Origin of the sequence: Vibrio litoralis DSM 17657 (assembly GCF_000426765.1) — a bacterium.
Classification (GTDB): domain Bacteria; phylum Pseudomonadota; class Gammaproteobacteria; order Enterobacterales; family Vibrionaceae; genus Vibrio; species Vibrio litoralis.
In genome coordinates this window covers 281,144-303,765 of record NZ_KE384567.1, presented here as the reverse complement: position 1 = coordinate 303,765, position 22,622 = coordinate 281,144, and the positions used below count along the sequence as shown (strand labels likewise).

At 43.0% G+C, this 22,622-nt stretch carries 21 protein-coding genes and 1 pseudogene; 17 read left to right on the top strand and 5 right to left on the bottom strand.

What is annotated here, in order from left to right; genetic code table 11:
* The first annotated feature begins 65 nt into the window (after positions 1–65).
* The 3 genes from deoA (at position 66) to deoD (ending at position 3,566) form a co-directional block, all read left to right on the top strand.
* On the top strand, positions 66–1,415 hold the full coding sequence (deoA, locus tag K358_RS0115005) for a thymidine phosphorylase (protein ID WP_027697583.1): 1,350 nt from the start codon (positions 66–68) through the stop codon (positions 1,413–1,415).
* 28 nt (positions 1,416–1,443) lie between these two features.
* On the top strand, positions 1,444–2,664 hold the full coding sequence (gene deoB / locus K358_RS0115000; protein WP_027697582.1) for a phosphopentomutase: 1,221 nt from the start codon (positions 1,444–1,446) through the stop codon (positions 2,662–2,664).
* A gap of 185 nt (positions 2,665–2,849) precedes the next feature.
* The gene (gene deoD / locus K358_RS0114995; RefSeq protein WP_027697581.1) at positions 2,850–3,566 is read left to right on the top strand and encodes a purine-nucleoside phosphorylase; all 717 of its coding nucleotides are present in this window, start codon (positions 2,850–2,852) and stop codon (positions 3,564–3,566) included.
* A 220-nt stretch (positions 3,567–3,786) separates the two neighbouring features.
* On the opposite strand, the gene K358_RS0114990 is transcribed toward deoD, so the two are convergent.
* Positions 3,787–4,389, bottom strand: a complete 603-nt coding sequence (locus K358_RS0114990; protein ID WP_027697580.1) for a YtjB family periplasmic protein — start codon at positions 4,387–4,389, stop codon at positions 3,787–3,789.
* Between the two features lie 217 nt (positions 4,390–4,606).
* Between K358_RS0114990 and serB the strand changes: the two genes are divergently transcribed.
* Entirely contained in the window at positions 4,607–5,608 is a 1,002-nt protein-coding gene (gene serB, locus K358_RS0114985; RefSeq protein ID WP_027697579.1) for a phosphoserine phosphatase, read from the top strand.
* A 219-nt stretch (positions 5,609–5,827) separates the two neighbouring features.
* Positions 5,828–7,210 carry a DNA repair protein RadA gene (radA, locus tag K358_RS0114980; protein ID WP_027697578.1) on the top strand — a complete coding sequence of 461 codons (1,383 nt, stop codon included), beginning with the start codon at positions 5,828–5,830 and terminating at the stop codon, positions 7,208–7,210.
* A 99-nt stretch (positions 7,211–7,309) separates the two neighbouring features.
* On the opposite strand, the gene mtgA is transcribed toward radA, so the two are convergent.
* Entirely contained in the window at positions 7,310–7,999 is a 690-nt protein-coding gene (gene mtgA, locus K358_RS0114975; protein ID WP_027697577.1) for a monofunctional biosynthetic peptidoglycan transglycosylase, read from the bottom strand.
* A gap of 242 nt (positions 8,000–8,241) precedes the next feature.
* Here mtgA and fusA point away from each other — a divergent pair, with 242 nt between their 5' ends.
* Positions 8,242–10,332: an elongation factor G gene (gene fusA / locus K358_RS0114970; protein ID WP_027697576.1), complete on the top strand. Its 2,091-nt coding sequence runs from the start codon at positions 8,242–8,244 to the stop codon at positions 10,330–10,332.
* A 166-nt stretch (positions 10,333–10,498) separates the two neighbouring features.
* Here the strand turns inward: fusA and K358_RS0114965 are convergent, their stop codons facing one another.
* The 3 genes from K358_RS0114965 to K358_RS18865 all read right to left on the bottom strand — a co-directional run bounded on the left by K358_RS0114965 (position 10,499) and on the right by K358_RS18865 (position 13,533).
* Positions 10,499–10,711: a VF530 family protein gene (locus K358_RS0114965; protein ID WP_027697575.1), complete on the bottom strand. Its 213-nt coding sequence runs from the start codon at positions 10,709–10,711 to the stop codon at positions 10,499–10,501.
* A 245-nt stretch (positions 10,712–10,956) separates the two neighbouring features.
* Positions 10,957–12,636, bottom strand: coding sequence for an AMP-binding protein (locus K358_RS0114960; protein ID WP_027697574.1), 1,680 nt, complete (start codon positions 12,634–12,636; stop codon positions 10,957–10,959).
* A gap of 102 nt (positions 12,637–12,738) precedes the next feature.
* Positions 12,739–13,533, bottom strand: coding sequence for a helix-turn-helix domain-containing protein (locus K358_RS18865; protein WP_051241344.1), 795 nt, complete (start codon positions 13,531–13,533; stop codon positions 12,739–12,741).
* Positions 13,534–13,779: 246 nt separating this feature from the next.
* Here K358_RS18865 and K358_RS0114950 point away from each other — a divergent pair, with 246 nt between their 5' ends.
* The 11 genes and pseudogenes from K358_RS0114950 to K358_RS18615 all read left to right on the top strand — a co-directional run.
* Entirely contained in the window at positions 13,780–13,965 is a 186-nt protein-coding gene (locus K358_RS0114950) for a Flp family type IVb pilin (RefSeq protein ID WP_027697573.1), read from the top strand.
* 5 nt (positions 13,966–13,970) lie between these two features.
* Positions 13,971–14,477: an A24 family peptidase gene (locus K358_RS18860; protein WP_051241343.1), complete on the top strand. Its 507-nt coding sequence runs from the start codon at positions 13,971–13,973 to the stop codon at positions 14,475–14,477.
* Between the two features lie 129 nt (positions 14,478–14,606).
* The gene (locus K358_RS0114940; protein ID WP_027697572.1) at positions 14,607–15,962 is read left to right on the top strand and encodes an ATP-binding protein; all 1,356 of its coding nucleotides are present in this window, start codon (positions 14,607–14,609) and stop codon (positions 15,960–15,962) included.
* Positions 15,959–16,711 (top strand): Flp pilus assembly protein CpaB, encoded by a 753-nt coding sequence (gene cpaB, locus K358_RS0114935; RefSeq protein WP_027697571.1) that lies wholly within the window; start codon positions 15,959–15,961, stop codon positions 16,709–16,711. The genes K358_RS0114940 and cpaB overlap by 4 nt, the downstream gene beginning before the upstream one ends.
* Before the next feature lie 9 nt (positions 16,712–16,720).
* Entirely contained in the window at positions 16,721–18,172 is a 1,452-nt protein-coding gene (locus K358_RS0114930) for a type II and III secretion system protein family protein (protein ID WP_027697570.1), read from the top strand.
* Positions 18,162–18,449 carry a hypothetical protein gene (locus K358_RS0114925; protein ID WP_027697569.1) on the top strand — a complete coding sequence of 96 codons (288 nt, stop codon included), beginning with the start codon at positions 18,162–18,164 and terminating at the stop codon, positions 18,447–18,449. The genes K358_RS0114930 and K358_RS0114925 overlap by 11 nt, the downstream gene beginning before the upstream one ends.
* 77 nt (positions 18,450–18,526) lie before the next feature.
* Positions 18,527–19,723: a TadE/TadG family type IV pilus assembly protein gene (locus tag K358_RS0114920; RefSeq protein ID WP_027697568.1), complete on the top strand. Its 1,197-nt coding sequence runs from the start codon at positions 18,527–18,529 to the stop codon at positions 19,721–19,723.
* Positions 19,723–20,169 (top strand): TadE/TadG family type IV pilus assembly protein, encoded by a 447-nt coding sequence (locus K358_RS0114915; protein WP_038150257.1) that lies wholly within the window; start codon positions 19,723–19,725, stop codon positions 20,167–20,169. The genes K358_RS0114920 and K358_RS0114915 overlap by 1 nt, the downstream gene beginning before the upstream one ends.
* A 10-nt stretch (positions 20,170–20,179) precedes the next feature.
* Positions 20,180–20,665, top strand: coding sequence for a TadE/TadG family type IV pilus assembly protein (locus K358_RS0114910; protein WP_038150256.1), 486 nt, complete (start codon positions 20,180–20,182; stop codon positions 20,663–20,665).
* Between the two features lie 7 nt (positions 20,666–20,672).
* The gene (locus K358_RS19460) at positions 20,673–21,677 is read left to right on the top strand and encodes an AAA family ATPase (protein ID WP_083962842.1); all 1,005 of its coding nucleotides are present in this window, start codon (positions 20,673–20,675) and stop codon (positions 21,675–21,677) included.
* Positions 21,656–22,609 (top strand): annotated as a pseudogene (locus tag K358_RS18615) (TadA family conjugal transfer-associated ATPase); the annotation flags it as partial. The gene K358_RS19460 and the pseudogene K358_RS18615, both read left to right, overlap by 22 nt.
* Positions 22,610–22,622 lie beyond the last annotated feature (13 nt).

Sequence of the window (22,622 nt, the reverse complement as noted above, 5' to 3'; positions counted from 1 at the left end):
ATGCTTTGGTTGTCAAAGTAACCAAAGTATTACCTTTTCCTCTCGTATCTGAATGGGTGATAGCTATGTATCTTCCTCAAGAAATTATTCGAAAAAAACGTGATGGTGAAGTACTGACGGCTGAAGAAATTAACTTCTTTATCCAAGGCGTCGCCAATGACACGGTTTCAGAAGGTCAAATTGCGGCATTTGCAATGACCATTTTCTTTAATGAAATGAATATGGATGAGCGTATTGCATTAACGTGTGCGATGCGAGATTCCGGAATGGTGATTGATTGGTCACACATGAACTTTCCAGGCCCAATCGTCGATAAGCATTCAACTGGCGGTGTTGGGGATGTGACCTCATTAATGTTAGGTGCGATGATCGCCGCTTGTGGTGGCTTTGTTCCTATGATCTCGGGCCGTGGCTTAGGGCATACTGGCGGTACACTGGATAAATTAGAATCAATCCCAGGTTATAACATTATGCCTTCTAATAAGGTTTTCGGTGATGTAACCAAAGAGGCGGGTGTAGCGATTATTGGCCAAACAGGCGACTTAGCACCGGCTGACAAACGTGTTTATGCCACGCGAGATATCACGGCAACGGTCGATAATATTTCTCTTATTACCGCTTCTATCTTATCTAAGAAGCTGGCAGCAGGTTTAGATTCACTGGTTATGGACGTCAAAGTCGGTTCTGGCGCATTTATGCCAACTTACCAGGCTTCAGAAGAGCTTGCTCAGTCTATTGTTGCCGTGGCAAATGGCGCAGGCACTAAGACCACTGCTATTCTTACTGATATGAACCAAGTCTTGGCTTCATCGGCAGGTAATGCTTTAGAAGTGAAAGAAGCGGTACAATTTTTAACCGGAGAGAAAAACTCTCGCGGTGAAGTTCGTAACCCTCGTTTACTTGAAGTGACTATGACGCTATGTGCCGAAATGTTAGTGCTTGGCCATTTAGCCGATAGTACTGACGATGCTCGAATTAAATTACAGGCGGCTTTAGATAACAGCCGTGCAGCGGAATGTTTTGGCAAAATGGTAGCCGGTCTTGGTGGCCCGAAAGACTTTGTACAAAACTACGATGCTTACCTACCTAAAGCTGAAATTGTTAAGCCAGTCTACGCAGAGCAAGCGGGTACAGTAACCGCTATGGATACTCGTGCGATAGGAATGGCTGTGGTATCAATGGGTGGTGGCCGTAAAGTGGCATCGGATAGCATTGATTACGCGGTTGGCTTTGACCAATTTATCCGCCTAGGTGAGCAAGCCGATAGCAATACCCCATTAGCGATGATTCACGCAAGAAGTGAAGCGCAATGGCAGCAAGCGGCTAACCAATTACAACAAGCGATCACGGTGTCTGATGAAACTTATCAACCGACACCAGAGATTTATCGTCAAATCCGAGCAGAAGATCTATAACGGTCACTGTTTGGCAGGAGTATCAACTATGAAACGTGCGATTATTTTAGTATTGGATTCTTTCGGTGTTGGCGCAACGCAAGATGCTGATAAATTTGGTGATGTAGGTGCCGATACCTTAGGTCATATTGCCGAGCAATGTAATAAAGGTTTAGCGGATAATGAAAACCGCAGTGGTCCTTTACGTCTACCTAACTTATCGAAACTAGGTCTAGGTAAAGCCGCTCAAGAATCAACCGGAACTTTCCCTGTAGGGCTTGATGAAAATGCCGAAATCACCGGTGCTTATGGTCATGCGGCTGAATTATCTTCAGGTAAAGATACGCCGTCAGGTCACTGGGAAATTGCTGGTGTACCAGTACTGTTTGATTGGGGCTACTTTACCGATGAGAAAAACAGCTTCCCTCAAGAGTTGCTCGACAAGATTGTTGAACGCGCTAACTTGAAAGGTTATCTAGGTAACTGTCATTCATCGGGTACGGTGATTTTAGATGAGCTTGGCGAAGAGCACATGAAGAGTGGTAAACCTATCTTCTACACTTCTGCTGATTCAGTGTTCCAAATTGCTTGCCACGAAGAAACCTACGGCCTAGACAACTTACTTGAGCTATGCCAAATCGTACGTGAAGAGCTTGAGCCTTATAATATTGGCCGTGTCATTGCGCGCCCATTTGTCGGTAATAAGCCAGGCGAATTTACTCGTACTGGTAACCGTCGTGATTTATCCGTTGAGCCGCCATCTGCAACTGTGTTGCAAAAACTGGTTGATGAGAAAAATGGCGAAGTGATCTCGATTGGTAAGATTTCAGATATCTACGCAGGTTGCGGTATTACACAAAAAGTAAAAGCAACAGGCTTAGAAGCATTGTTTGATACAACTCTAGAACAAGTGAAGACCGCGGGTGGTAACACTATCGTGTTCACTAACTTTGTGGATTTCGATTCATCTTACGGCCACCGCCGTGATGTAGCAGGTTATGCTGCAGCATTAGAGTACTTCGATAAGCGTTTACCTGAAATCCAAGCAATGCTGCAAGAAGATGACGTACTGATTTTGACCGCTGACCATGGTTGCGATCCAACGTGGCCAGGAAGCGACCATACGCGCGAACATATCCCAGTTTTAGTGTCAGGCCCTAAAATCCCAGCCGGATCATTAGGTCGCCGTGATACTTTTGCCGATATAGGCCAAAGCTTAGCAGAATACTTCGGTACATCTGATATGGAATACGGTAAGTCGTTTTTATAGACGAATCTCGTTTCTCGAATGCTCGTAACTCGATAGCGACGGCATTCGATTAAACAAATGTCTAAAAATTAATTGTCCGAGTGCTTTGTTCGAGAAGCAAAGCGCTCTAGTTACGAGAAGCGTAGCGCACGAGCTACGTACCTCATTAACGATTAAACAAAAATACATATAAAGGATATACAAACATGGCAACTCCACATATTAATGCTGAAATGGGTGATTTTGCAGACGTCGTACTTATGCCGGGTGATCCACTTCGCGCACAGTACATTGCAGAAAACTTTTTAGATAACGCAGTTCAAGTGTGTAATGTACGTAATATGTTTGGTTACACAGGGACTTACCAAGGCCGTAAAGTGTCAGTAATGGGTCACGGTATGGGTATTGCGTCTTGTTCTATCTACGTCACTGAGCTAATCAAAGATTTTGGCGTAAAGAAAATCATTCGCGTTGGTAGCTGTGGTGCGGTAAGTGACGGCATTAAATTGCGTGATGTTGTGATTGGCATGGGCGCGTGTACGGATTCAAAAGTAAACCGTCTACGTTTTAAAGATCACGACTTTGCAGCGATTGCTGACTACCAAATGGTAAAAAATGCAGAAGAAGCGGCGAAAGCTCGCGGTATTGACGTGAAAGTAGGTAACTTATTCTCTGCAGATTTATTCTACACGCCAGATCCAGACATGTTCAAAGTAATGGATAAATACGGCATTCTAGGTGTAGAAATGGAAGCAGCTGGTATCTACGGTGTTGCAGCAGAGTACGGTGCGAAATCAGTAGCGATTTGTACGGTATCTGATCATATTAAACACGGTGAGCAAACTACCTCTGATGAGCGTGCAACCACCTTCAACGATATGATTCATATTGCTCTAGATTCTGTACTACTTGGCGACAAGTAAGCAGCTAAGCAACGAAGTTAAATCTTAACAATAAAAAACCTCTTGATGGGTCGACCATCAAGAGGTTTTATTTTTTCTGTTCTTTTGGCCGTCATACCGTGCATGAGCCTAAGCGAAGAAGATAGGTAATCTCCTACCACACGTGACTTAGCCACTCGCTGTCGGAGATCCTGAACTGCGCTCCTACGTCGCTATTCAGGGTGACAATGATTACTACCGTCTATAAATCTTTAAGTAAAATATTTTCTACTTGATCTTTTGGCTTATAAAGCAGTAGTAAGCACAATAGCACGCCACTAATAAAGCTTAATATCAGCATCATATACATTAAATGATCACTATTACGGTAGCGGTGATCGGATATCGCTGTGACCTTGCCTTTTTCAAAGGTAATACGCATAAAACCAACGATAGTACCGTCATTAACAATTGGTTTAACTAATTGCTCTCGACCGATAGAAGCGGTTTTTAATGGCGTATCTAAACCGAGAATTTCTCTTACATCTTTTGCTTGATCACTGGCAACCAGCTTGATCCCTTCTGCATTGTAAATGGTGGCATCAAACACTAATTCGTCAGAGGCTATTTGGTTGGCCAGTTTGAGTAAGTTGTCTTGGTCATCATTGGCAATTAAATCGGTTGCGGTTAATGCGGCTTGTGATATTAAAAGGTTGGTTAGGGTTTCAAGCTGCTGACTTTGGATATGTTCGTTATCACGGCTGATCACAAAGCTATTAATGATAGTATAAGCAAACATTCCGCCTAGCAGGATGATCGCGACAAAGCGTAAAAAAACACGCCAAGAAAACAGCGAAGTTTGCATCAAGAGTTTCCTTTATATCGTAATAATTAACGAAAAGAAGTGAATTGTTAGTTTGGGACTTGCGTTAATAAATTGCAATAGGGTAAGTTGCTATGCATTATTGTGAGATAACGCATAAAACCCAGTTACTTGAGGGTAAACCTAGCCATTGCTGTTTGGGTAATATTAATACCGCAATGACATAAATTCTAATTGTTTGGATAAAAAAGGCAAAAACATGGACGTGTCAGCATCTTTCAGTATTCCGCAACGCAGTTTAAAAATTCAACGAAGTATGTCGTTGGTAAAGCGTTTGCCGGAATCTCGTTTGTATTCGAGTTTAGATAAACAAAAAGCTCAGTGGATCATTTTTGGTGAGCATTTAGCGATTGGTCACTTTGACCGAATTGACGTGTTTACGGGACGCTTTAACCCTGTGCTTGATTCATGGAAAGTTGGTCATTATGAAGTCGCTTTAATGGGCGGCGAGCTTATTCCTGAAATGATTGAGTTTATTCATGCGCTTGGTTTAGATTGCGCGTCTATCAGCGTACTGCCTGAATTAACCAAGCCGGGTTTAATTGTGATGGATATGGATTCCACCGCAATTCAAATCGAATGTATTGACGAAATTGCCAAGCTAGCAGGTGTTGGTGAGCAAGTATCCGAAGTCACTGAGCGAGCAATGCAAGGTGAGTTGGATTTTGAAGAAAGCTTAAGAGAACGTGTTGGCGCATTAAAAGGCGCAGATGAATCGATTCTAGCTCAGGTACGCGAGAATTTGCCTCTAATGCCAGATTTAGCAGAACTTGTGACGACTCTAAAACAACTAGGCTGGAAAACCGCGATTGCTTCAGGTGGCTTCACCTATTTCTCTGACTACCTAAAAGAAACACTAGGGTTAGACTACGCCCAATCAAATACCTTAGAAATTGTTGATGGTAAATTAACCGGAAAAGTTCTCGGCGATATTGTTTCGGCAGAAACCAAAGCTGATATTTTAGTAACCCTTGCCGATGAATATGACGTCGAACAACACAATACGATTGCGGTGGGTGATGGCGCGAACGATCTCATTATGATGGCAACTGCCGGTTTAGGGGTGGCTTATCATGCAAAACCTAAAGTTGAACAACAAGCTAAAACCGCGATCCGTTACGCCGGCCTTGGCGGAGTGTTGTGTATTTTGTCAGCGGCATTAGTACAGCAAAAACGTGTGAGTTGGAAAGCGATTCCGTAGTTATAAAAGAAGGTTTCTAGGAGTTGGTGCTGAATACATACAGCAAAAAATTACTTATTTATTTGCTTTATATCCTGAGCGATTGAAAGCAGCCTTCCAGGAACCAGGAACCAGGAACCAGGAACCAGGAACCAGGAACCAGGAACCAGGAACCAGGAACCACCATTTAACGCAGAACTTTAATCGTTCTGCTTTTATTAAACACTTTGAGATTTTTTCATGGCGAGTAAAGCAAAACGAGCGTATGTCTGTAATGACTGTGGTGCGGATTTTCCACGTTGGCAAGGGCAATGTAATGCCTGTGGTGCATGGAATACCATTACCGAAGTTCGATTAGCAGCTTCGCCTCAAGTGGCGCGTAATGAACGTTTATCTGGTTATGCCGGTTCCGTGTCTGATGCACAAGTTCAAAACCTATCAGAAATTGATTTACAGGAAGTACCACGCTTTTCGACAGGCTTTAAAGAGTTTGACCGCGTACTAGGCGGAGGGATTGTTCCCGGCTCAGCGGTGTTGATTGGTGGTAACCCCGGTGCAGGTAAAAGTACCTTATTACTGCAAACCGTATGTCGTTTAGCGGCGCAAATGCCAACCTTATATGTCACTGGTGAAGAATCTCTACAACAAGTGGCGATGCGTGCTTCACGTCTTGGTTTGCCTAAAGAGCACTTAAAAATGCTGTCGGAAACCAATGTCGATAAGATTTGTCAGATCGCAGAAAAAGAACAACCGAAAATCATGGTGATCGATTCCATTCAGGTAATGCATGTTGCCGATGTTCAATCATCGCCAGGGAGTGTTTCTCAAGTTCGTGAATCGGCCACCACCTTAACTCGTTACGCCAAGCAAAATAATGTCGCGGTATTTCTGGTAGGTCACGTAACCAAAGATGGCACCTTAGCTGGCCCGAAAGTTCTAGAGCATATTATTGACTGTTCTGTATTACTGGATGGTAGTGCGGATAGTCGCTTTAGAACTCTACGCAGTCATAAAAACCGTTTTGGCGCAGTCAATGAATTAGGCGTATTTGCCATGACAGGCCAAGGGTTAAAAGAAGTTAGTAATCCTTCGGCGATCTTCTTGTCGCGTGGTGATGAAGAAACCTCTGGCAGTTCGGTGATGGTGGTATGGGAAGGTACCAGGCCTTTGTTGGTCGAGATTCAAGCGCTGGTGGATTATTCTCAGCTATCCAATCCACGACGCGTGGCTGTCGGCCTCGACCAAAACCGTTTGTCCATGTTACTTGCAGTGCTACATAAACACGGCGGTTTGCAAATGGCGGATCAAGATGTATTTGTTAACGTCGTCGGTGGTGTGAAAGTTGCAGAAACCAGTGCTGACTTAGCATTATTAATGGCGCTGCTCTCTAGCTTTAAAGACCGCCCACTACCCAAAGATGTGGTGGTGTTTGGTGAAGTTGGTTTAGCTGGTGAAATTCGCCCGGTACCAAGTGGTCAGGAGCGCTTAATGGAAGCGTATAAACATGGCTTTAAAAAAGCGATCGTACCAGCCGCGAATATGCCGAAAGGTGGAATCACGGGGATGCAGATCCACGGAGTGAAGAAGTTATCGGAAGCGATAGATGCGTTTGATGAGTTGTAAGAACGAAGCTCGGGCGCTGCGCTTATCGTTGCTCGGTACTCGATGTGTTCTTTCGATAAACGAACAGCGTAGCGTCCGAGACACGATAGACGAGCTTCGTTAATCCATCCCCCTCAAATATCCCAATCCTAATTGATTCATCTGAGTTTCTATCCAATCAATCCGTTGCCAGACATAAGGTGTTGGGCTTTGGACATGAAACTTATAGGGATTGGGAAGCACTGCGGCTAATCGTGCGGCTTGTGACATAGAAAGTTGACTGGCTGAAATTCCATAATAATGTAGGCTGGCAGCTTGTACGCCAAAAATGCCCGGGCCAAATTCGACTATATTGAGATAAATCTCTAGAACTCTAGATTTACCCCATTCCAATTCAATCAATAAGCTGAGATAGGCTTCCAGTGCTTTGCGGAAGATATCTTTACCGGGCCAGAGATATAAGTTTTTAACGGTTTGTTGAGTTAAGGTACTGGCACCACGAAAGCGTTCGCCAGAGATCATATCTGCAATGGCTTTTTGGGTTGAAACAAAATCAATACCGTAATGTTTTGGAAAACGTTGATCTTCTGAAGCGATCACTGCTAGTTGCATATATGGGGAAATATTGTCTAAATTTACCCAGTCAGTGGGAGAGTAGTGGTGGTATTGTTCTGGTGGAAACCAAGCGCGTTGCACTTTCCAGCTCCATACGAATGGATTGATGAATTTAAGTGGCAAAGTGATGACGATGGTAACAACGAAGAAAGAGATTAATATCCGTATTAACCATTTTTTAAACCACTGACTCATGCGCTTCCTTTGCTTGAATATGTTTAAAGTAGAATAATGTGAAGCAATTAGAATAGCGAGAGTTTGAGAAAAAGCTAACCGATTAATGACGAAATAATCACTTTATATCTAAGTGACTTCAAGATGCAGAATTCAAACTGGCAAAAAAAGATTTTTTATCCAAATGCACGCAGGGGATATCAGTCTTGACAGATTGTGTTATACTCTGCGCGAACTTTATATCCTATTAATAGAGTAAGACAATGACTGACTTATCAAAATACAGAAACATTGGTATTTTTGCGCACGTTGATGCGGGTAAAACTACCACAACTGAACGTATCCTTAAGCTAACTGGTACTATCCACAAAAGTGGTGAAACGCACGATGGCGAATCAACTACTGACTTCATGGAACAGGAAGCTGAGCGCGGTATTACTATCCAATCTGCAGCAGTAAGTTGTTTCTGGAAAGATCACCGTTTCAACGTTATCGATACTCCGGGACACGTTGACTTCACAGTAGAAGTATACCGTTCTCTTAAAGTTCTTGATGGCGGTATCGGTGTATTCTGTGGTTCTGGTGGTGTTGAGCCTCAGTCAGAAACAAACTGGCGCTACGCGAACGAATCTGGCGTTGCACGTATCATTTTCGTAAACAAACTGGACCGTATGGGTGCAGATTTTTACCGTGTTACAGATCAAGTGAAGAAAGTACTTGGTGCAACTCCACTTATCATGACTCTTCCAATCGGTGTTGAAGATGACTTTAAAGGCGTAGTTGACGTTCTTGAGCGTAAAGCTTACATCTGGGACGAAACTGGTCTTCCAGAAAACTACACTGTTGAAGACGTTCCTGCGGACATGGTTGACGATGTTGAGCAATACCGTGAAGAGCTAATCGAAACTGCTGTAGAGCAAGATGATGAGTTAATGATGGCTTACATGGAAGGTGAAGAGCCTTCTGTTGAAGAAATCAAACGTTGTATCCGTAAAGGTACTCGTGACCTAGCATTCTTCCCAACTTACTGTGGTTCTGCATTTAAGAACAAAGGTATGCAACTTGTACTTGATGCTGTTGTTGATTACCTACCAGCTCCAACAGAAGTTGATCCACAACCTCTTATGGATGAAGAAGGCAACGAAACTGGCAATTACGCTATCGTTTCTGCTGATGAAACTTTCAAAGCACTAGCATTCAAAATCATGGATGACCGTTTTGGCGCGCTAACTTTCGTTCGTATTTACTCTGGTAAATTGAACAAAGGCGACACTATTATGAACTCATTCACTGGTAAAACAGAGCGTGTTGGTCGTATGGTTGAGATGCAAGCGGATGACCGTAAAGAACTGACTTCAGCACAAGCAGGCGATATCATCGCTATCGTAGGCATGAAAAACGTTCAAACAGGTCATACTCTATGTGATCCAAAAGATAAAGTGACTCTAGAACCAATGGTATTCCCAACTCCAGTAATCTCGATTGCTGTACAGCCTAAAGATAAAGGCGGTTCTGAGAAAATGGGTATCGCGATCGGTAAAATGGTTGCAGAAGATCCATCATTCCAAGTTGAAACTGATGAAGAAACTGGCGAAACCATCCTTAAAGGTATGGGTGAGCTTCACTTGGACATCAAAGTTGATATCTTGAAGCGTACTTACGGCGTAGATCTAATCGTTGGTCAACCTCAGGTTGCTTACCGTGAAACTATCACCAAAGAAATTGAAGATAGCTACACGCATAAGAAACAGTCTGGTGGTTCTGGTCAATTTGGTAAAATCGACTACCGTATCAAGCCTGGTGAGAAAAACTCTGGCTTTACGTTCAAATCAACTGTTGTGGGTGGTAACGTACCAAAAGAATTCTGGCCTGCAATCGAGAAAGGTTTTGCTAGCATGATGGACCAAGGTGTTCTTGCTGGCTTCCCAACTCTAGATGTTGAAGTTGAACTATTCGATGGTGGTTTCCACGCAGTCGATTCATCTGCAGTAGCATTTGAAATCGCAGCGAAAGGTGCATTCCGTCAATCTATGCCTAAAGCTGGCGCGCAACTTCTTGAACCTATCATGGCCGTGGACGTGTTCACTCCAGAAGATCACGTTGGTGATGTAATTGGTGACCTTAACCGTCGTCGTGGTATGATCAAAGACCAAGAAGCAGGCGTTACAGGCGTTCGCATCAAGGCTGACGTACCGCTTTCAGAAATGTTCGGTTACATCGGTTCTCTACGTACAATGACTTCAGGTCGTGGTCAGTTCTCTATGGAGTTCGCAAACTACTCACCTTGTCCTGCAAACGTAGCAGAGCAAGTTATTGCTGACGTTAAAGCACGTAAAGAAGCTGAGAAGAAGTAATTCTTTTTTAGCTGATTAAATCTTAATAAAAACCCGCTATCTGATAGCGGGTTTTTTTATGTCGGAATAATGAAGGTAGCTAGTTTCTAGTCCCTAGTTTCTAGGAAAAGCGGGTTCAGGGTACGAGGACGCTTTGCTCGAGAGCCGAAAAGCAAGATGTTCTCAACTATCCTTTTAAATCAATATAGATCTGTTCAACTTTTTCTCTTGCCCAAGGTGTGCGGCGCAAAAACTTTAAGCTTGATTTAATGCTTGGATCTTTTTTGAAGCAGTTAATGTTTACCATTTGACTGAGTTGTTCCCAACCGTAATGCTCAACTAGATCGGTTAGTAATTTTTGAAGTGTGATTCCATGTAGAGGATCGTTGTTTTGAGTCATGTTAGGGGAAACCTGCTATAAAATAAGATGATCCGAGTATAGCAAGGCGCAATATGAATAAACATAAAAGGATGAATAGACATAGAAGGTATTGACAGGAAATTGGACGTTTGAAAAATTAGTCCCCGAGCCCCGAGACCCGAGACCCGAGACCCGAGACCCGAGACCCGAGACCCGAGACCCGAGACCCGAGACCCGAGACCCGAGACCCGAGACCCGAGACCCGAGACCCGAGACCTAGAAACTTACTCTTCCCAAACAATAAACTTATCACTTGGCCAATTGGCTCCAACGTCGTGATATTTTTTCTCTAGTATGTGACGCTTGATTTTAAGAGTCGGCGTGAGAATACCATTCTCGATACTCCACGGTTCTTTAATCATCAGAACCCCTTTGATCTTGGCGTGAGATTCTAAACCATCGTTGACTTGATTGATGATCTTAATCGTTTTACGTTCATATCGCTCACGATCAAAATTCTTAAATGAATGAGGAATAACCAGTAAAATTGGTGCAGGTAAGCCCAAACCAATTAAGCACATCATTTCGACTCTAGAGTGTTCAAAGATTTTTTTCTCAATTGGTACAGGTGAGACGAACTTTCCTTTGGCTGTTTTGAACGTGTCTTTTTTACGCCCTTCAATCGATAAATAACCTTCATCATCTAGGCTACCGATATCACCAGTATGCAGCCAACCTTCATCATCAAATGATTCTTTTGTTGCTTCATCATTTTTATAATAGCCAGCAAATAGTCCCTTACCGCGAACCATGATCTCTTGGTCATTGGCAATGCGAACATCAACCCCTGGACCTACTGCGCCAACAGTGCCAATTTTATCGGCGCGGAATGGGTAGTTGATGGTGCTATAAGCGAAGGTTTCTGTCATGCCCCATGCTTCGGTAATATTCATCCCAACACTGCGATACCAGTGCAGTAGTGATGGAGAAATCGGTGCAGAGCCACAACCGAGCACGCGAGCATTTTCTAGTCCTAAGCCTGTGATTATTTTTTTCTTCACAATGCTATTTAAGAAAGGTATTGCAAGTAGGATGCTGAGTTTTTTCTGTGGCATTTTATCCAAAATACGTTGCTGGAAAACCGTCCATAAGCGAGGCACAGAAATAAACAAGGTAGGCTTGTGAGCCTTAACATCATCGATAAAGGTATCCAGATTTTCGGCAAAACTGGTCGGTACACCACCTAATACAGAAGACCCAAAAACATAGACGCGTTCGGTAATATGGGCGAGTGGCAAATAAGAGAATAATCGATCATTTTCTTGTAAACCAATATGCTCAACAATTTTTGATGCACACCATGCAAAGCCGCCATAAGTCAGCATTGCGCCTTTAGGTAGACCTGATGTACCTGAGGTATAGACTAAAGACATCAGCGTATCGTCGTTGTGCTGAGGGCGTTCTGTGCTAGGTTGATGGCTGTCGATTAAATTATTGAACTCATATTGGCAGCTTGGCGCACTGTCGTAAGGTAAAGAAATAGAGATGAGTTGTTGGTGTTTGCCTAATACTTCTAGCGTGGCTGCATCGTCATCGAGTTTACCGACAATAATCGCTTTGGCTTCACTGTGGATAAGGCAATGTTCGATAGTGTCACTGCCTGCCGTTGGGAAAATCGGTACGCTTACGTAGTCACCTAGCATTAAGGCTAAATCACAAATAAACCACTCCGCGCAGTTCTTCGAAAGCAAGGCAACTTTATCTTTAGGCTCTAGACCTAAACCTCTTAATGCCGACACTAGGCTCAACGCTTGATCGGCCACTTCAAAGAAAGTGAATTCTTTAATTTCACGGTTAATCGGCTGAGTGAGATAAACATCATTAGGTCGCTCTTTTGCCCATTTTAAAATCATCTCATGGGGAAATTGCGTGGTGGATGTTGGTTGTTGGTTGAGTTCAGTCATCATTTCCGCCTTATATAACAAGTTATTAACACTTTTAGGCTATTAACGATCAAACCACAATAAGACAAAGGTCCAACCAGTGGAATCTTGTGAACTGAAGCATCAATTTGATTGTAAATATTTTTGTCTGTAACTCGATGGGGTTATGCCAACTTTCTTTTTGAAGTGACGAGTAAAGTAAGCTTCATCACGAAAGCCACACTGAAAAGCGATGCTAGAAATTTTTTCGCTAGGTCGAGTGAGTAACATGTGCTTGGCCATTTCGGTGCGTTTTAAAGACACATAGTTACGAAATGACATACCTACCACACTGTGAAACTGGCGTGAAAAGTAATAAGTCGAGCAATGACACATTGCCGCCAGAGTTTCGATCTTTATCGGTTCATGCAGGTTGATCTGAATATGATCCAAGCAAACCATCAACTTGCGTGTAAAGTCATTGTTTAATGGGGCTTGTTCGAATGGTTGTTGACTACTAGCGGCGTCGGAGGTGTCTTGGTTATCTACTTGATTACTATATTCATGATAAAAATGGGTTTGTAGCTGCTCCACTAAAATATTGACCGGTTTAGATTCGATATCAAGGCAAAATAAAACACAGGGTGAATTAGCAATGTAGTCCATTATTTTATGGTGATGAATAACGATTAATTTTTTATTTAAGTTTTTACAAATAATTAATGCGCACTCAATTTGTAGGTATTTATTTGAATTTAAGTAATAAATTGAGGTTTGTATTTTACCCTCCGTTAACATTGACACGTTGTTTGCTGTTTCTAGTAGATCAAAATGATTGCGGAACCCTCGCTGAACACTTTGTGGTAGATCGGAGAAGTTCCCCCCTAACCATGGGATATCAAGCTTTTGGGGTGGGAGTGATTCACAATCGCTAAACATAATTTACCTATAGAAAGTCCATTTTCTAATCAATGTTAATGTCAGTATAGTGTGAAAAATAAAAACTTTTGGAAAGTTATTTTTATCAATTGGCAAGAAAGTGCAATAGCCTAGCAATAAAGTCCTATCACATTAAAAAAACAAATTCTAATCTAAAGTTGTGTCAAATATATTTTGTTTGATGCGTGTAAATGACGTTGTAGATAAAAGTTGCGTTATAAAAAACATATAGATAAGGAGTTCAATATGAACAAATTTATGCAATTAACTAAAGATTTTATTGATGATGAAGAAGGTCTAACCATTGTGGAGTATGTAATTGGTGCTGCTGCATTAGTTTTAATAGGCACTTCATTTTTCACGGATTTCTTTACTGGTCTAAAAGGAAAGCTTACATCTTCATTAGATAATATATCTACTTCTGGTAGCTAATAAGTATGACTCCCCTCACTTGGTCGGTCTTGCTGGCGATCGCAATTTACGATGCTCGCGAAAATAAAATCCCCAACCGTTGGGTCGGCTATTTGTTGTTAGCCTTTTTACTTGAAGGCAGCGTGCAACATTTCACTATCGAACAATGGTTGGAGCACACCCAAGCAGGTTTCACCATGTTTGCCGTGTGTTTAGGGTTATATTTTTTCGGCGCCATGGCTGCGGGGGATGTCAAGTTATTAGGGGTAGTGGGATTGCTCATAGGCTGGAATGGTTTGTGGCCTTTTACCCAAGCGTTATTAATGTTTGGTGCGGTGTTTAGCGTGTTTTACTGGCTAAGCGGTTTTGCCAGTAAAACACAGTCTAATCGCTCACTAAAACTGCTGACTCAACAAGCTTATATGCGAATAACCTATGGACAAAAAATGCAAGCTGGGGTCATTACCAAAACTTATGTTCCGTTTGCCCCTGCAATAGTCTGCGCACTGGCTTGGTATCACTACAACATTTAGTACTTAGTTAGTAGAGATTGGGGAATGTAAAAGCAGTAACAACTGAGCTTATAAAAAATCACGAAATGCGTTGTGAATGATATATCACAGCCAAGAATCATGGATTGATAACAAAGATAAGGGGAAGTTATGCAGCTCTCAAAGACGCCTGAAACACATGGCCACGCCCCTGTTAACCCTCCGCAAATGGCGACTTCATTAGAAGGGCTCGGTGTGCCAAGCTATGTTGCTGAAGCCTTACTTCTCAAATTATTAAACATTGAGCCTAAAATTAATCTATTGCAGTTAACTCAAAAACTGGCGATTAGCAGCAATTTGATTCAGCTGCTGATTAACCAATTAAGAGAGTATGGTTATATTGAAGTTCTCCAGCCGGATAGTTTGAAAACACCGGTTAATGGCGCGCAAGGGCTCAACAGTTCTATTTTGCGCTATCAATTGACCTCATCCGGTGAAGAGCAAGCTAAAGCGGCCTTAAAAAAAGATGGTTATGTTGGGCCGGTTCCTGTGCCATTACGTGATTATCAATATATGGCGAAGCAACAAAGTTTGCGTCATTCGCCGATCACCCAAGATTTACTACGTGAAGCGCTAAACGATGTCTATGGCGCGGATCAATATGTTGACCTCATCGGTCCTGCGATTAACTCCGGTCGTGCGATTTTATTTTATGGCGACCCAGGTACCGGCAAAAGTTATATCGCCAATCGAATTATTCGTTCTTTGAATACCCCAATTTATATTCCTTATGCAGTGTTTGTTTCTGGCAATATCGTGCGTTTATTTACTCCGCAACATCATCATGAATTAGCGCCTTCATCAGAACAAGCCGAAATCTTTTTTAATCAGCATCATGATCGACGCTGGGTACTCTGTTCTCGCCCGTTAGTGCAAGTTGGCGGCGAACTCACCATGAATATGCTGGAAGTGTCAAAATGTGAGGCGACTGGCGCATGGCTGGCACCATTACAAATGATGGCTAATAACGGCATTTTTATTATCGATGATTTTGGTCGTCAGGCCATGGCAACCGACCGTCTGCTAAACCGTTGGATAGTGCCAATGGAATATCAAATAGACTACTTATCGTTACCTAATGGACAACAAGCCACCATTCCATTTGTGACCACACTTATTTTCTCAACCAATTTGACTCCTAAAGAAATAGGCGATCCTGCTTTTTTACGTCGCTTAGGTTACAAAGTGCATTTTCCGCCATTAGAGGCTCACGATTATCAAGCTCTGTGGCAAGCGCAATGTGAGCTACAAAACTTCCTTTTTGATGAAGCGCCGCTGCAACACTTATTGCTATTACATAAGCGAGATCAAGTGGCGTATTACCCCTGCATACCGAAAGACATCACGAGAATTTGCCACGATTTGATGGCGTATAAAAAATTAGAAGCACGTATTACCCCTGTTTTGGTGGAGTCAGCGTGGCAAATTTACTTTAGTGATGAACAACTTAAGAGGATAGCGCTATGAGTCGGATACAAGTGGTGTTGCTATTTATACTCTCCATTCTACTTGGGCTTGGCGCAGTCTATTTCGCCCAACAATGGATGAGTGAACAAGTTCAGCCAGAAGTGAAAGTTGAACAAGTGGATCGTCAGCCGATTGTGGTTGCGGCATTAGAGCTTGAGCCGGGAAGAATCATTAAAGACACCGATCTAAAGCTGAAGTTGATAGAGGATTCATGGCGTAACGAATTTCAATTTGATAAGCCGGAATTAGTGATTGGTAAGGTAACCACTTCAATGATCTATCAAGATGAACCGATTACCCAACAGCGTGTATCACTACCGGGCGAAGGGTCTACCTTGGCGGCTTTAATTTCGGAAGATAAACGTGCCGTGACTATTCGCGTGAATGACGTGATTGGGGTGGGTGGCTTTCTACTTCCAGGTAATAAAGTGGATGTGATGAACACGGTGTCTTACGGGCGCAATAGTGCTAACACCAATACCATTTTAAAAGACATTAAAGTGCTGGCGGTGGATCAAACGGCTAAGACCAATGATAACAAGCCGATTATCGTTCGTGCCGTCACGTTGGAAGTGAGTCCGAAAGATGCAGAAAAGTTACTCACCGCGAAAAGCAAAGGTGACATTCAGTTGGCACTGCGTAATCCACACCAAGAAGATAAACCTGAAGTGGTTCGTCGCACCGTGTCACAACCACGAGTGACGATTATTAAAGGTACTGAATCATCGAGCATTAAAGTTCGAAATTAGGGGGCAAGTATGAAGGGATTAATACTAAAAATAAGCTTTCTTGTTCTGCTGTTATCGAGCTGGAATGTTGCGGCACTGACTCAAACCGGTAAGACACTAACGGTGCCTCATCATAAATCGGAGCATGTGCTGTTATCGGGCAATGCTCAGCGGGTGTCTTTAGGGGATCCGGATGTGCTGGATATTGTGATGCTTAAATCCAATGAATTGTTTTTGATTGGTAAGAAACTCGGTTCGACCAACTTAATGGTGTGGGACCGAAATGGCCAACTGATGGAATCAATTAATGTTGAAGTGACTCATGACTTGAACTCATTAAAGCAAAAAATCTATGAGTTTATGCCTAATGAAAAAATTGAAGTCCATAGCGCACAAGATCGTTTAGTACTGAGTGGTCAAGTGAGTAGTCAGGAGCAAATGAACAAGGTTCTCAAAATTGCCGAGACTTACACCGCAGGCCAAGCAGCAGATCAAAGCAAAGGATCTTCCGATGAGCAAATTGCCAACACTGGGGTAGTGAACCTAATGTCGATTGGTGGTGCACAGCAAGTGACGCTTGAAGTATCGGTAGCGGAAGTGCAGCGCAATCTCGTGCGTAAATTTGATGCCAACTTTAACTTTCTACAACTGAGTGGATCGAAAATAAGTTGGGGCGCGACCTCTATTCCTAATGTTGGTGGAGTCTTGCCAGCTCCGAGTACCAATGACTACGGCTTATTAGGCGCGTTTGCCGATAGCAATACTATTTTTGAAGTAGCTTTAGATATCGCCAAACAAAACGGCATGGCCAAAGTATTAGCCGAGCCTAACTTAACCGCATTAAGTGGCTCAAAAGCAGAGTTCTTAGCCGGTGGTGAATTCCCTATTCCTGTGCCCGATGGTGATGATGGGGTGACGATTGAATACAAAGAATACGGGGTAGGGCTTAAATTCATTCCAACCATTTTAAGCGATCAAAAAATCAATTTAGAACTGGTGGTTGATGTGAGTGAAATTTCCAATTCAAGCTCACTGGTACTCAACCCATCAGGCACCAACGGAACTTACATTATTCCGCCGATCACTCGCCGTAGTGCCGCTTCTACCCTTGAGCTTGCTGATGGCCAGACTATTGGTATTGCAGGGTTACTTAGTGAAAACGTAAGGGATAACGCCAGCAAAATGCCCGGCTTTGGTGACATTCCTATTTTAGGTCAATTGTTTAACAGTGAAGAGTTCGTTAAAGGTGAAACTGAGCTGGTGATTTTGGTAACGCCTCGTTTAGCTAAGCCGATTGACCGTAGCAAGGTCACCTTACCAACTGATGCCTTTATTGAGCCCAATGACTTGGAGTTTTACATCCTAGGTATGGGAGCCAGAATTCAAGATCGCGAGTTAGAAGATTCAAATACGAACAATGCTGACAATACTGAAGTTGCCACCCTTGGGGGTAGTGAAGGTCAGTTCGGACATGATTTATAAGGAGAGCACGATGAAAACGACGCAATCAGTTTTTATGAGCCTGTGGGCGGCATCGTGTTTGATGCTGGTGGGCTGCGCTAATGATAAGCCACTTGGGGTGTCAGTTGCGCAAGTTCAGCAACAGCAAGTGTATAACCCGAATGCTAGCGAAGAAAACAAAGATGTGATCCCAACGGGAACAGGAGCTCGTTCGCAAGTGGCATACGATGTGTACAGCGGGCAAACCGAACAAGGAATAAGTGGCACATTACTTGAGCCACTTACAACAGATGAATAGCGATTGTCTGTGATGCCAGTTCTAGAAGTGTAGTAGTAAACACTTATTGACTAGGCATAGCAGGGTAGGAGGTCAGGATGAACCATCATTATACGAATCGCAATAATTGTAAACTCAGGAATAAGCAACAAGGCTTAACGCTGATTTTAGTGACTTTCATGATGATCGTGATGCTGTTTTTTTCTGCCTTAGCGATTGATTACAACCATGCTATTTCTAATAAAACCCAGCTGCAAAATGTAGTGGATGCAGCCGCACTTGCTGGCGCATCGGAAATCAATCAAGCATTAATTAATGAAGAAGCCTCGATTGATCAAAGTGAAGTCGAACAAGCAATTAATACCAGATTGAGCAAGATGGTTGAACCGGATAATAGCACGGTGCTAATTGAATACCTGACTTCACCAACGGAAAAAGAGGATAGATCTTCTTCGCCCTCCATTTCTCAAACCTATGTACGAGTCGCCGTATCGGATGTGAATTTGGAAAGCTATTTTACGCAAGTTTTTGGTGTGGGTAAGCAAGTTTCGGCTTCCGCATTGGCAGGGCCGGCGGTGAAGGTAGTTAATCAAGTATGTAATGACATTATGCCAATTGGGGTATGTGATTTGCGATCGGCAGGTGATACCAGCAATGATTTTGGCTATACCGGCGGCAGTAATTATGAAGTGAAGTCCAAAAAATTCTCAGGTAATGATGATGCAATAGGCCCAGGGAACTTTGGTTTTTTGGCGTTTGATGGCCGAGGGGCGAGTAATTTGGGAGATAACTTAAGGGATGATTATGAAGGCTGCTTAACCATTGGACAACCTGAAGATGTCACAGTGTGTGATGTTAATGCTGATGGAGAAGAAGTCGGTTGTAGTGTAACCACTGAACCGGGCAATAAAAACTCAGTGAATGATGATTACAACAGCCGATTTGGTGAAGATTCGACGATTAATTCTTATGAAGACTACCTTGCGGCATTAAACAACTGTGATACCGATGCTTGTAAAGCCAGCTTAGTCGCAGAGTACAAACAGCGTATTGCTGCTTTACCGGTACTCGACTGCCAAGTCAGTGGGCGTAAATCGGTAGATGTAGTCGGCCTAGGTTGCTTCTTTTTAACAGAAAAGATTCAAGGGAATGGTAAAGATGCAATTATTACAATGGAGTACATCGATGATTGTACTGCAGGTCTAGGTGACTACGGCGAGCTCGGCGGTGAAACGACTATTGTGACCGAAGACAAAGTCCAACTTTATAAAGATCCACTGAGTGGAGAATCCTAATGAAGATCAGATCGCATCAACAAGGCTTGGCCGCTATCGAGTTTATCATTGCTCTGCCTGTGTTGTTGTTACTGATGGCGGCAATGGCCGATATTGGACACTTATTCATTCAATATAACGTACTAAACAAAACGGTACAAAATGGCGCTAATTACGCAGCGATTCGTATGCAGGAGGCAACCTTGCTAGAGCCTACACCGAATATTAATAGTGTCTCTAATGATACTAAGACAGTCGTGGTTTATGGCAGCCCGGATATGAGTCAATCCAGCGTTATGACAGGGATGAGCACGGGCGATGTCAATGTGGCTATTGATGATGCAGCTAAAACCATATCGGTTAGCGCTAGTTATCAATACAACGCATTTTTTTCACCTCTACCCTTTACCAATATTGAGGTAGGAAAAAATTTAACCGCATCGGCTGATGTACTGTACCGCAACTAAGGAGGCGAAGATGAAAACAACAACAATCAAACGCCAACTTGGCCTCACTATTGTGGAATTTACCCTAATAGCTTCCGCTTTAATGTTGACCTTATTCGGTGCCTTTGAAGTGGGGCGTTATGTTTTTACTTATCAAATGATGAATGAAATGACACGTAAAGCGGCGCGATTGGCGAGTGTGTGTACTGTGGATAGCAATATTCCCAACTTACCCAGAGTACAACAAAACTACCCACCGAACTTTCAGCCGGAAAAACTGGTGATCGATTACCTACGCGATAACGGGCAAGTGGTGGCAGATCCGGCCAATAATCAGGGCAGCATCTATTTTGTGCGTGCAAGGGTCGACAATTATCAATATCAATTTATTCCACTGTTAAATTTTATTGGCAATAGCGGCGCGCTGACTATGCCTAGTTTTGAAACCGTATTACCGCGTGAGAGTTTAGGGATTACCGTGAATAGCTCTGATGAAGAAGTGAATCAATCATGCTGAGGTACTTATGAATATGCAAAACCAATATCAGAATACTTCACCATTATTGTCGATTAAGACAACCTTAACTATTTGGGTGATTTTCCAAAGCGAAGGCTTTAAGTCTCATATCCAAAATCAGCTAGAGACACACAGTAAGCTGAAAGGTGTGTTTGTGCATGCTGTGGATTTAGCGGCACTGACGAAAAAAGATTCAATCGCGCCGGATCTCATCTTTGTTGAAGCACAAGACAACTGGATGCAAACCATTAATGAATTGCAGTCTTTATCGTATCCATTCAAAGAAATTGCAGCCGCATTGATTGTGTTTGGGGATGAGCATGATCCTATGGCGTTAAAGTCGGCGCTCAAACTTGGGGCGTCGGATTTCTTATCTCATAACAGCAGTATTGAGCAACTATCTGAACTACTAGTGCACACGGCGCAAGAAAAGCTGACCAATGTGGCACAAGGTGAAAGTTTTGCTTTTATTAATACCAAAGGCGGCACCGGCACCACGACGGTATCTATGAATACCGCTCTGGTTTTAGCTGAATATCATCCCGGCAAAGTACTGTTTCTTGATATGGATAATCAGTTTGGGGTGGCGGCTTCTTATATGGATGTCTACCCGAAATACAATATTCAAGATGTTTACGATGAGCTAGATGGGTTAGATGAATCCTCTCTTAGTGCTTTAGTGACGCAACTAGAATCAGGGCTGCACTTCCTTAGCTTATGCCAAAACAGTGTATTTAACGATATCGATAGAAATATGAATGTGGATCAGTTCTTCTCAGTACTACGTCGTTATTACGATTATATCGTGGTGGATTTTTCTCGTGGGGTAGAGCCTTTTATGTCTGAGGCGGTCTCTCATTTCACCAAAGTGGTTTTAGTGGTTCAGCAAAATATTACCTCTATTCGTAACGCCAGCTTAGTAGCTAAAACCTTGACCTTTGATTATGGGGTATCTAGTGAGCAACAAGTCTTACTGATTAACCGCTATGAAAAACGCCTTACACCTTTTTAGACGATCAACATCTACGCAATATTATTGACCGCATTGTCAGTCAGGTTGGCCGACGGATTGATGAGTCGTCACCTATGGTAGATGCGCGTCTTGCTGATGGTTCAAGGGTTAATGCGATTATTCCACCACTGGCGATTGACGGGCCATCGGTATCAATTCGCCGCTTTGCGGTTGATCGTTTAGTGATGGATAACTTACTAAGCTTTGGTTCGATATCACCACCGATGGCAAAATTTATTCAAGCCGCGGTAAAAGGTGAGTTGAATGTATTGATCTCGGGCGGAACCGGCTCAGGGAAAACCACTACCTTGAATATTCTGTCTGGTTTTATTCCCGAAACACAACGAATCATTACCATTGAAGATTCCGCTGAATTACAACTGCAACAACCGCATGTTATTCGCCTTGAAACGCGTCCTTCCAACCTAGAGGGCAAGGGGGAAATAACCCAGCGTGAGTTAGTCAAAAATGCGCTGCGTATGCGACCTGACCGAATCGTCGTCGGGGAGGTGCGTGGTAGTGAAGCGGTCGATATGCTTTCGGCGATGAACACAGGTCATGATGGTTCGCTTGCTACCATTCACGCCAATACGCCTAGAGATGCATTAAGCCGAATCGAGAATATGTTTGCTATGGCCGGTTGGACGATTTCCACCAAAAATTTACGTTCGCAAATTGCTTCGGCCATTCACATTGTGGTGCAGATGGAACGCCAAGAAGATGGTAAGCGTCGCATGACCAGTATTCAGGAAATTAATGGCATGGAAGGGGAAATCATTACTATGTCGGAAATTTTCCGCTTTGTACGAACCGGGGTCAATGACAAAGGTGATGTGCTGGGACGTTATATGGCAACAGGGATCATTCCTGAATGCCATGATGCACTGGTTAAACGGGGTATTGATCTACCGATTGATACTTTTAATGACTAGTTGAGGAGGCGGT

Coding starts and splice junctions, on each gene's coding strand:
- deoA (WP_027697583.1), top strand. CDS start 66: ATGTATCTTCCTCAAGAAATTATTCGAAAAAAACGTGATGGTGAAGTA.
- deoB (WP_027697582.1), top strand. CDS start 1,444: ATGAAACGTGCGATTATTTTAGTATTGGATTCTTTCGGTGTTGGCGCA.
- deoD (WP_027697581.1), top strand. CDS start 2,850: ATGGCAACTCCACATATTAATGCTGAAATGGGTGATTTTGCAGACGTC.
- K358_RS0114990 (WP_027697580.1), bottom strand. CDS start 4,389: ATGCAAACTTCGCTGTTTTCTTGGCGTGTTTTTTTACGCTTTGTCGCG.
- serB (WP_027697579.1), top strand. CDS start 4,607: ATGGACGTGTCAGCATCTTTCAGTATTCCGCAACGCAGTTTAAAAATT.
- radA (WP_027697578.1), top strand. CDS start 5,828: ATGGCGAGTAAAGCAAAACGAGCGTATGTCTGTAATGACTGTGGTGCG.
- mtgA (WP_027697577.1), bottom strand. CDS start 7,999: ATGAGTCAGTGGTTTAAAAAATGGTTAATACGGATATTAATCTCTTTC.
- fusA (WP_027697576.1), top strand. CDS start 8,242: ATGACTGACTTATCAAAATACAGAAACATTGGTATTTTTGCGCACGTT.
- K358_RS0114965 (WP_027697575.1), bottom strand. CDS start 10,711: ATGACTCAAAACAACGATCCTCTACATGGAATCACACTTCAAAAATTA.
- K358_RS0114960 (WP_027697574.1), bottom strand. CDS start 12,636: ATGACTGAACTCAACCAACAACCAACATCCACCACGCAATTTCCCCAT.
- K358_RS18865 (WP_051241344.1), bottom strand. CDS start 13,533: ATGTTTAGCGATTGTGAATCACTCCCACCCCAAAAGCTTGATATCCCA.
- K358_RS0114950 (WP_027697573.1), top strand. CDS start 13,780: ATGAACAAATTTATGCAATTAACTAAAGATTTTATTGATGATGAAGAA.
- K358_RS18860 (WP_051241343.1), top strand. CDS start 13,971: ATGACTCCCCTCACTTGGTCGGTCTTGCTGGCGATCGCAATTTACGAT.
- K358_RS0114940 (WP_027697572.1), top strand. CDS start 14,607: ATGCAGCTCTCAAAGACGCCTGAAACACATGGCCACGCCCCTGTTAAC.
- cpaB (WP_027697571.1), top strand. CDS start 15,959: ATGAGTCGGATACAAGTGGTGTTGCTATTTATACTCTCCATTCTACTT.
- K358_RS0114930 (WP_027697570.1), top strand. CDS start 16,721: ATGAAGGGATTAATACTAAAAATAAGCTTTCTTGTTCTGCTGTTATCG.
- K358_RS0114925 (WP_027697569.1), top strand. CDS start 18,162: ATGATTTATAAGGAGAGCACGATGAAAACGACGCAATCAGTTTTTATG.
- K358_RS0114920 (WP_027697568.1), top strand. CDS start 18,527: ATGAACCATCATTATACGAATCGCAATAATTGTAAACTCAGGAATAAG.
- K358_RS0114915 (WP_038150257.1), top strand. CDS start 19,723: ATGAAGATCAGATCGCATCAACAAGGCTTGGCCGCTATCGAGTTTATC.
- K358_RS0114910 (WP_038150256.1), top strand. CDS start 20,180: ATGAAAACAACAACAATCAAACGCCAACTTGGCCTCACTATTGTGGAA.
- K358_RS19460 (WP_083962842.1), top strand. CDS start 20,673: ATGAATATGCAAAACCAATATCAGAATACTTCACCATTATTGTCGATT.